Below are 8,525 nucleotides of genomic sequence, written 5' to 3'. Positions count from 1 at the left end.
GCCTCTGAAGTATCAAAATCAGATACCCCCGTTGTGACTGCACCCGCAACATCCGATCCTGCTAAAACCGAAACTGACGTAACTTCCACCAACTCCGATGAGCTCGCGGTCGCGATCGAGAAACCATCTGTTTCCGTTGTGGAAACTTCCCCTGTCACAGATAAAACAGCCCTAATTTCTGAGAGTGAAGATCAAGCGATCGCACCGCTTGACACTGGATCGACCACACCAGTATCGTCAGAAAAGCCAGTGGTGACAACCGAGTCTTCATCTAGCGTCACGGGGGATGCAGGAGCGATCGCCTCTGAAGTATCAAAATCAGACACCCCTGTTGTCACTGCACCCGCAACATCCGATCCTGCTAAAACCGAAACTGAGGTAACTTCCACCAACTCCGATCAGTTCGCGGCCGCGATCGAGAAACCATCAGTTTCCGTTGAGGAAAATTCCCCTGTCCCAGATAAAGCAGCGGTAACTTCTGAGAGTGAAGATCAAGCGATCGCACCGCTTGACTCTGGATCGACCACACCAGTATCGCCACAACAGTCAGTTGTTACAACCGAGTCTTCATCTAGCGTCACGGGGGATGCAGGAGCGATCATATCCGATACTCCCAAAACTTCCGATTCAGCAGTAGTAACGGATAATAATTCAGGAGCGATCGCTGTTAATCCAACTTCTACCACATCGCCAAATTCAGTAACAGCAGACAATTCTGTTTCCAATGTTACTGGGGATAATGGGGGTGCGATCACGCCGACAACTGATGCTAATACCCAGCCCACCGTAGCAGAGACCGTGGCGAGTCAGGAGATGGATGGAATTACATTAATAAAAGAAGCAAACCCTCTGGTTTCTACTACACAGCAACCAGCAGTAGGAAATGTGTTGGGTGAGAATGAGGAGGGAGGCACGATCGCATCTACTACACAGCCAACCTTACAAAAGCCTGTTGCTACAGCCCAAAATTCAGTTAACAATTGGCTATATGAGATTAAGCAAGAATTAACTACTCTTAATAATCAGGAGGCTCAAAGTTTAAATCATCTTCAAGATGTATTAACTGGCATTGACAGCGGAATTCAGAAACAGGTTGACGACTTTAAAGCTTCTATTTTTGCAACTGAGAACTCTCTTAATAGTCAGTTACAATCACTAGAAAGCCAACTTACCAATGTTGATGGTGAGTTATACAACGCAGCCTACAATCACCGGAGTACGCTTTCTCAAATTCAAAACTCAACGGATGCTCAGATAAGTGCTGCCAGTGACCAACTTTCAAACGTTGGTAACGATATGTACGACCAAGTGTACAACGTTTGGAGCAAAGTCTCTCATTCTGGAGACTACATGAATGATTGGGTAGAGTATGTAGAAAGCAATCTCTCCAGCAGTGGTAACTACACAAATGAGTGGGTTGACTACGCAAAAAATACCGTTTCTAACAATGGTCAATTCATGTATGACTGGGCGAACTATACCGGGAGCGACCTATCTAATACTAGCAATTACTTGAATCAGTGGGTTGACTACGCAAACAGTACAGTTTCTAACGTTGATAAATTCATGTATGACTGGGTGTACTACACCTGGAGCCAACTGAATGGCAAGGGGTTTGGAAACGATGTTTGGGATGACTACCGCGCCCTCGATAGCTACAGGCTTACAGCCATGGCTGATGCCAGGAATCAATCCAACGCTTTCAAGGGCAGTAAAGAGACTGTGATGAGCAGTCTATGGAATCAGTACCAGAGCATGGATGCCTACCGTCGTCAGGAGATGGGCGATGCTTGGAATCAATACTACAACTTAGCTGCATACCGCGAACAGGGTATGGATAATGCCTGGAATGAATACTATGCTCTCAAAGGCAATAAAGAAACTGTAATGAATAGCCTTTGGAGCCAGTACCAGAACCTGGATACCTACCGTCATCAAGTGATGGGTGATGCTGAGAATCAGTTGGATGCTCTTAAGAATTCTAAAGAAGCATTCATGAGTCAAGCTTGGAGCGAGTATCAAATACTGGAAAACCAGCGTAGTCAAGTTATGGGTGATTACTGGAGTCAGTACGAGCAACTGCAAAACTCCAAAAATTCAATCATGGCAGAAGCTTGGCAAGACTATCAAGCTTTAGATGTTCAAAGTCATAAAATTACGGATGATGCCTGGACTGAGTACGATGGTCTGAAAAACTCTTGGAGCGAGTGGGTAGACGACTCTCAAGCTGAAATAGATGTTTGGGCGAAGATTCTGTCTTCTGAAAATCGCTGGTACGAAACATCACCAGCAGATATTTTGATGAAAAATGGTTTGCCCTTAATTGGTCTAATTGACTCAGGCTTCCACGTTAACAATCCTGACGTTAATGCCTCTCGAATCACTCTGGGTAAGGATTGGGTAGATGGTGACAGCGACCCCTTGTTGCAACCAGGAGAGGGAGATCAACATGGTACTCAGATGTTAGAGGTAATTGCTGCCACTCGTAACAATGGTATTGGAATTGATGGCATTAATGACAAATCTCCTCTATGGCTAGGTCGTGCGATTGGTTCTGGAGACTGGGCGCAGTCATTGATCGAGTTTGTGGACGCGGCTAAGGCATCGGGACAACCAAATGCTGTGGTGAACCTCAGCTTTGACTTGACCCAAACGAATCCGGATGGAAGTGTTACTACTCGCTACGAATTGACTTCCCTGGAACGGGCAGCTTTGCTTTACGCTCAACAGAATAATGTTCTGGTTGCTACCTCTACTGGGAACCAAGGAACTACTATGTCAGCACTTGCTCAGGCTACTAAGGAGTTTGACAATATCCTGGTGGTTGGTGCTGCTGAAGGCTGGCAAAAAGCAGATTATTCCAGCTATGGAGAAGTCGATTATGCCAACTACGGCAAAGGCGTCGATATCCTAGCACAAGGCACTGCTAGCAATGGTGCATCTGGTACATCAGTGGCAACTGCCAAAGTCACGGGTGCTGCATCTCTAATTTGGGCAGCTAATCCAAGCCTGAACTACACCCAGGTTATCGATATCCTCAAAGGCACAGCTACCGAGCTGAATGCGTCTAATTGGGACGCTGAGACTGGTTTGGGATTGCTGAACATCTCAGCAGCAGTCTATCTGGCGAAGGCAACAAAACCAGAAGTTTACACACCTCCTAATATTGATTTGGTTCAGGCTACCCTCAAGAACGGAAATATCCCAGAAGTTTACTGGCCTGAATTCTATAACCTACACCACTACTATGACCTGGAATCCAAACTCGAAAAATCTGCCTGGATAGATTCGGATGAAATAACTTCTACAGAGCGAGCCGCTTTGAGCCTTCCTAAACCTCCTGGATGGGTCAAGGAAGCGGCAGTAGTCGTGGCTGTCGTTGCGCCATCAGCTGAGACAATAGCAGCTGCAGTATTACTCAACCGGAAAAAAGAAGAAGACAAGAAGAAAGAAGAGGCAGCGCGGAAACAAGCGGCAGCGAAGCTGGAGGAGGCGCGGAAAAAAACAGCAGCAGCAGAGAAGGTTAAAACTGAAGCAGCAGCAGCAGTAGTAGCAGCAGCAGCTAAGGTTAAAGCAGCAGCAGATGCGGCAGCAGCAGCAGCTAAGGTTAAAGCAGCAGCAGATGCGGCAGCAGCTAAGGCTAAGGCTGAAGCAGCAGCAGCGGAAGCCAAACGACAGGAGGAAGAGAAGAAAAAGCAAGAGGCTGAAAAAAATGCCAAGAACATAGTTGCTACAGCTAAAACCAATGTAGAAAACGCCAAAGCGTTTGCTCAGAATGCGGTCACAAACGCTCAGAATACACTAGAAGCCGAAAAAGCAAGGGCACAAAACTTAATAAACGATGCCCGGACAGCTTTAGCAAATGCTGACCAGTCCTCGCAGGAGGCTATTGAAACTGCCCAACAAGCTTTGGAAGCAGCCATAGAGGAAGCCAACCGCATTGTTGCGTCTGCTGAAGCGGTCTTGGTACAGACCCAAGCAGAGGCACAAAAACTTATAGACGATGCCCAAGCTGGACTAGCAGCAGCAGAAGCTCAAGCACAGCAGATATTGGCAGACGCTCAAGCTGCATACGAAGCAGCAGCAGCAGAGGCAGCAGCAGCAGCACTAGCATATCAAGACGCACTAGCAAAGTCTAAAGCAGCAGAAAAGAATCTTGCAGATGCTAACGCTGCTTTAGCTAAAGCAAAAGCTGATTTAAAGCAAAAAACGAAAGAGCATCAAGAAGCGGTAGCCACACTTGAGACATTGCAACAAGAAGAGCTAGAGCTCGAACGGCAGGAACAAAATCGGCGCAAGAAGGGATTCTTTAATCGCTTGAGCGAGAGTGTCAAGCAGTTTTCAAAGGATATCAGCGAGAACATTAAGAGCAATCTAGATGGCGTAGACGTTGGTGCTGTCGTCGCTGCCTTGAAGAAAATTCCGTATGTCGGCACAGTTGTCAATGGTATCGAGGGATTAATTGCCCTGATTCAAAATGATTGGAAAGAGGTTGTTAAGAGCGGAGTCAATGGGGTACTGAAAATAATACCCGGTGGCACTGCTGTTCCAGAGAAAGTGGTCAATATACTCATAGATGTCGGCTGGGGGATTATTAGTAAAGACTACCCGACAGCCTTGAAAGATGTCCTCAAAGAGCTTGAGGTGAAAGATAAGGTAGCGAATACCTTTGTAGATGTTGCTTGGGCGATGAAAGATGGTGACTGGAAGGATGTTTTAAGTGCAGGTTTGTCCGGTGCTGGGTTTAATAATGCCGACAAATTTGTAGGCATTGCCTGGGGCGTGATGAAAAATGGCGATTATACCAATGCTCTGAAAACAGGGCTAGAAGTTGCTGGATTGGACAAATTAGGCATCAATTCAAGCCAATCTCAAGCATTTGTTAAGTCCGCGATCGCGCTTAAAGATAATCAAACTAGCAAGGTTGCAGATGAATTACTCTTAGTTGCGGGTACACAGTTTGCTAGTAGTTCTTGGGTGCGGGATCTTAAAGACAGCAATCCTAACAATGACCGTGCTGCTGTCACTCAAGGGTTATCAGCCGTTGGCTTTAAGAATGTAGAGCAGTGGGTTAATATGGCGTGGGATGTCAAAGACAAGAAATACCTTAACGCCATTTCCACTGGGTTCGGGCTAGCTGGGTTCTCACAAGGCAAAGACTGGGTAGACATGGCGTGGAGTTTGCAGCGAGAGGATTACCTCAAAGCGCTTTCTACAGGGTTCAAAGTTGCTGGCTTCGCGGAAGGCGAACATTTAGCCAAAGCTGCTGTTAACTTAAGACAGGGTAAGCCTTTGGATGCTTTCTTTGAAGGCATACGCATGATTCCCGGTGTCGGGGATTTAGTCAATGCTTTCAAAGCAGTAGGCGATGGCGATTTCAAAGGTGTCGCCAACTCGCTTGCTAAAGTGGCTACTAATCCTACGCTTCTCAAATTGCTTGTTAGCTAGTATAGATGTGGGGCGGGTAAATTAGGAATAGTTGTCACCCGCCCCCACAAGTTAAAACGCCATTATTAACAAATATTCCCAATGGACATAACCAATTTTTTAACGATAGACAGTGTAACTTTATCTTTAGAGCAATCCCTTGGCTACCTCCGCACGGCTGGTAAACTATCTACCGTTGTGTTAGAAATTGCCCAGCAGTATCTCTTAGAAAACGAAATCAAGGCTTTAGAGATTTCCGAACCAGAAGCCGATATCGTAGAACAATTTATCCTAGAATTTCGCTTGCAACAGCAATTAACCAGCCCTGAAAGTTTCCAAAAATGGTTATTGACAAATGCAATTACTTATGCTGATTTCAAGCAGCAGGTGAGTTTTCGCATCAAACAAGAAAACCTCAAAGAAAAAGTCACGGAATTAAAAGTACAAAAATACTTTGTGCAAAATAAAGAAGGTTTGGCTCGGGTTGTTCTTTCCCGCATTGTCGTACAGCATCCAGAAATTGCTGAAGATTTGAAAGCGCAACTGGAACAAGGTGCAGATTTTGTCCAATTAGCTAAACAATACTCCACCGTAGATGATGCTGTAGTAGGTGGCGTAATGGGGCCAGTTATTCGCGCTCAGATGCCAGAAATGGTTCGCAAGGCCACAGAAAATGCACAAGTTGGACAAATTATTGGCCCGCTTCAGATTGAGGGACGCTATTGTTTGTTGAAAGTCGAACAACTGCTACCTGCTTCGTTAGAAGGTGCTTTAAAGCGAGATTTGGAAAATCTGCTGTTTGAGGAATGGTTAAAAGAGAAACTACAAAATATGAATGTCAAGTTGAATTAGATTATTTAATGTGACTTTGATTGCACAATCATTCTCGCTATTGGTTGTGACTTTGTATGAGGCGTAATACCCTTCATACAAAGTCAGCAGTCTCTTTTAACCGCCGAATCATCAAGGGGGTGGCTAACTTGTGGACGATCGCGACCAAGAAAAGCTATACATTTAGTCTATATTTTGGGGAACCATCATCAGCACTAATTCACCTATGACATCCACCGCCACGATCGCCACCCCTCTAACCTGGACACAACTAGAAGCCCTCACAGACTTTGAAGTCGATCGCGTCAACGGGCCAACCAACGCTCAATCCCGCTTGCGCCTCTTCGGTAAAACCGAATCCGATGTGCGAGTCACCCTGTACCGCGATAACCATGCTTGGTGTCCCTACTGCCAAAAAATCTGGCTGTGGTTAGAAGAAAAAGAAATCCCCTACCGCATTGAGAAAGTTACTATGTTCTGCTATGGGGAAAAGGAAAGCTGGTACAAGCGCAAAGTGCCATCGGGAATGCTACCGGCGATCGAACTAGACGGCCGCATCATCACCGAAAGCGATGATATCTTAATCGCCCTCGAACGAGTCTATGGCCCCTTGGGTTTGGGCATGGAAAACCCGGCAGTAATACCCCTGCGGCGGTTAGAACGACTGCTGTTTAGGGCCTGGTGTTCTTGGCTGTGCTACCCAGCAAGTTCAGCCAGAGTAGAACAGCACAACCGCAACCAATTTATCAGCGTCGTCACCCAGGTAGAAAAGGCTCTCGCCAGCACCGCCGGGCCTTATTTCCTCGATGAATTTGGCACTGCGGATGTCATCTTTACGCCCTACGTCGAACGCATGAATGCCAGTCTTTACTACTACAAAGGCTACTCGATGCGGGAAGAAAACCCGCGCTTTGCTGACTGGTTTGCGGCGATGGAAACCCGCCCTACCTATCGCGGCACTCAGAGCGATTTTCACACCCACGTCCACGATTTACCGCCTCAGATGGGCGGGTGTTATGAAAACGGCGAACCTCAGATGCTTCTCAATAAAGCCCGCGTGGATAATGGGCCTTGGGCTGGATTGCCGGATGTGATGTATCCAGAACCGGAAACCTCCCGCGCTGAAGCACTTCATCGCGTCATTAAGCACCAGCGCAACATCGTTCGAGTCAATCCTGCTGATGACAAGTTATTCGATGAGGCTTTGCGTTGTGCTTTAACTTTGATGATGACTGGCGAAGTTTGTACGCCGCCGCCTGGTTCTGATGCGGCTTTGCGGTATTTGCGCGATCGGGTGAATGTGCCCCGCGATATGTCGATATACGCGGCCAAGCGATTGAGGGAAGCGTTGGAGGAAACGGCGGCTTTGGTGGGTGATGGCCAAGGTTCTCCGATTCTGCTGAAGCATCGGCGAGATCAAGATCCGGCTAATTTTGTGTAGGATTATAAGCCGATCGGAATCAGACGGAATCGGCGTTGCTGCTGCTCTACTTCATAAGTTTGCTATCTGCTCGATCGATGTGCTACCATTGGTAGTATTAAAAGTAGCATAAATAATATGAAAGTATCTATCTCTTTGCCAGATGAGCTAGTGCGTTACATTGACGAGCGTGTAGAAAATCGCAGTCGGCTAGTTGAGCTTTTATTGCAAGCATGGCGCAAGCAACAAGAACAGCAGGCAATGGTAAAAGCCTGTTTATTACTGGATGAACTGAGCGATGAATTAACCGATGAGGATGAAGCATGGCAGCAAGCAGCGATTACCGACTGGGAAGCATCTGGCTCGTGAATTTCGATCCCTCAGTCGGTACAGAAGTCCGCAAGACTCGACCGGCGGTAATTATTTCAGGAACTGCTTTTAATCAACGCAGTAAAGTTACAGTTCTGCCCATCACTTCTGCTGTTCCAAACGAGCATTTACGGCCCATTGTTTTGCCAGTAATTCCTTCGACTCTCAATGGTCTGAGTACCGAGAGTTTTATCGTGTGCGTCGATCCGATGACGTTTGATAAACGCAGACTTGTCCGCTGTCTTGGGCAATTAGAGTTGCAACAAATACCAGAAATTCAACAGATTTTGGCTCGATATTTAGAACTTGAAGAGTAGGGCAATCCAAAAGCTGGGGGTAACAAACATAGCATCGAGTGACGCAGGATTTCTGGATGGTTGACAAAAATTTCTACATTTCGACCTGGGGGGGTAACAACCAGCCTGAAACCCATACCTTTGTAAGGATTGAGCCAATGTGTGCTAAAAAAAGATAGGCA

General features: G+C 46.5%; 5 protein-coding genes. All 5 read left to right on the top strand.

The features are described from left to right. Window positions 1-33: 33 nt before the first annotated feature. Window positions 34-5,448, top strand: a complete 5,415-nt coding sequence (locus QUA77_RS28040) for a S8 family serine peptidase (RefSeq protein WP_333453864.1) — start codon at window positions 34-36, stop codon at window positions 5,446-5,448. Between the two features lie 81 nt (window positions 5,449-5,529). Then, entirely contained in the window at window positions 5,530-6,279 is a 750-nt protein-coding gene (locus QUA77_RS28035) for a peptidylprolyl isomerase (RefSeq protein WP_333453862.1), read from the top strand. A gap of 205 nt (window positions 6,280-6,484) precedes the next feature. Then, entirely contained in the window at window positions 6,485-7,699 is a 1,215-nt protein-coding gene (locus tag QUA77_RS28030) for a glutathione S-transferase family protein (protein WP_333453860.1), read from the top strand. Between the two features lie 117 nt (window positions 7,700-7,816). Further along, a complete protein-coding gene (locus QUA77_RS28025; protein ID WP_333084324.1) occupies window positions 7,817-8,047 on the top strand; it encodes a ribbon-helix-helix domain-containing protein in 231 nt (76 codons plus the stop codon). Then, the gene (locus QUA77_RS28020; protein WP_333453858.1) at window positions 8,002-8,364 is read left to right on the top strand and encodes a type II toxin-antitoxin system PemK/MazF family toxin; all 363 of its coding nucleotides are present in this window, start codon (window positions 8,002-8,004) and stop codon (window positions 8,362-8,364) included. The genes QUA77_RS28025 and QUA77_RS28020 overlap by 46 nt, the downstream gene beginning before the upstream one ends. Window positions 8,365-8,525: the final 161 nt, after the last annotated feature.

This window comes from Microcoleus sp. K5-D4 (assembly GCF_036704575.1).
Lineage (GTDB): Bacteria > Cyanobacteriota > Cyanobacteriia > Cyanobacteriales > Microcoleaceae > Microcoleus.
The sequence above is the reverse complement of the archived record's forward strand: the minus strand, read 5'-3'. Positions and strand labels throughout refer to the sequence as shown.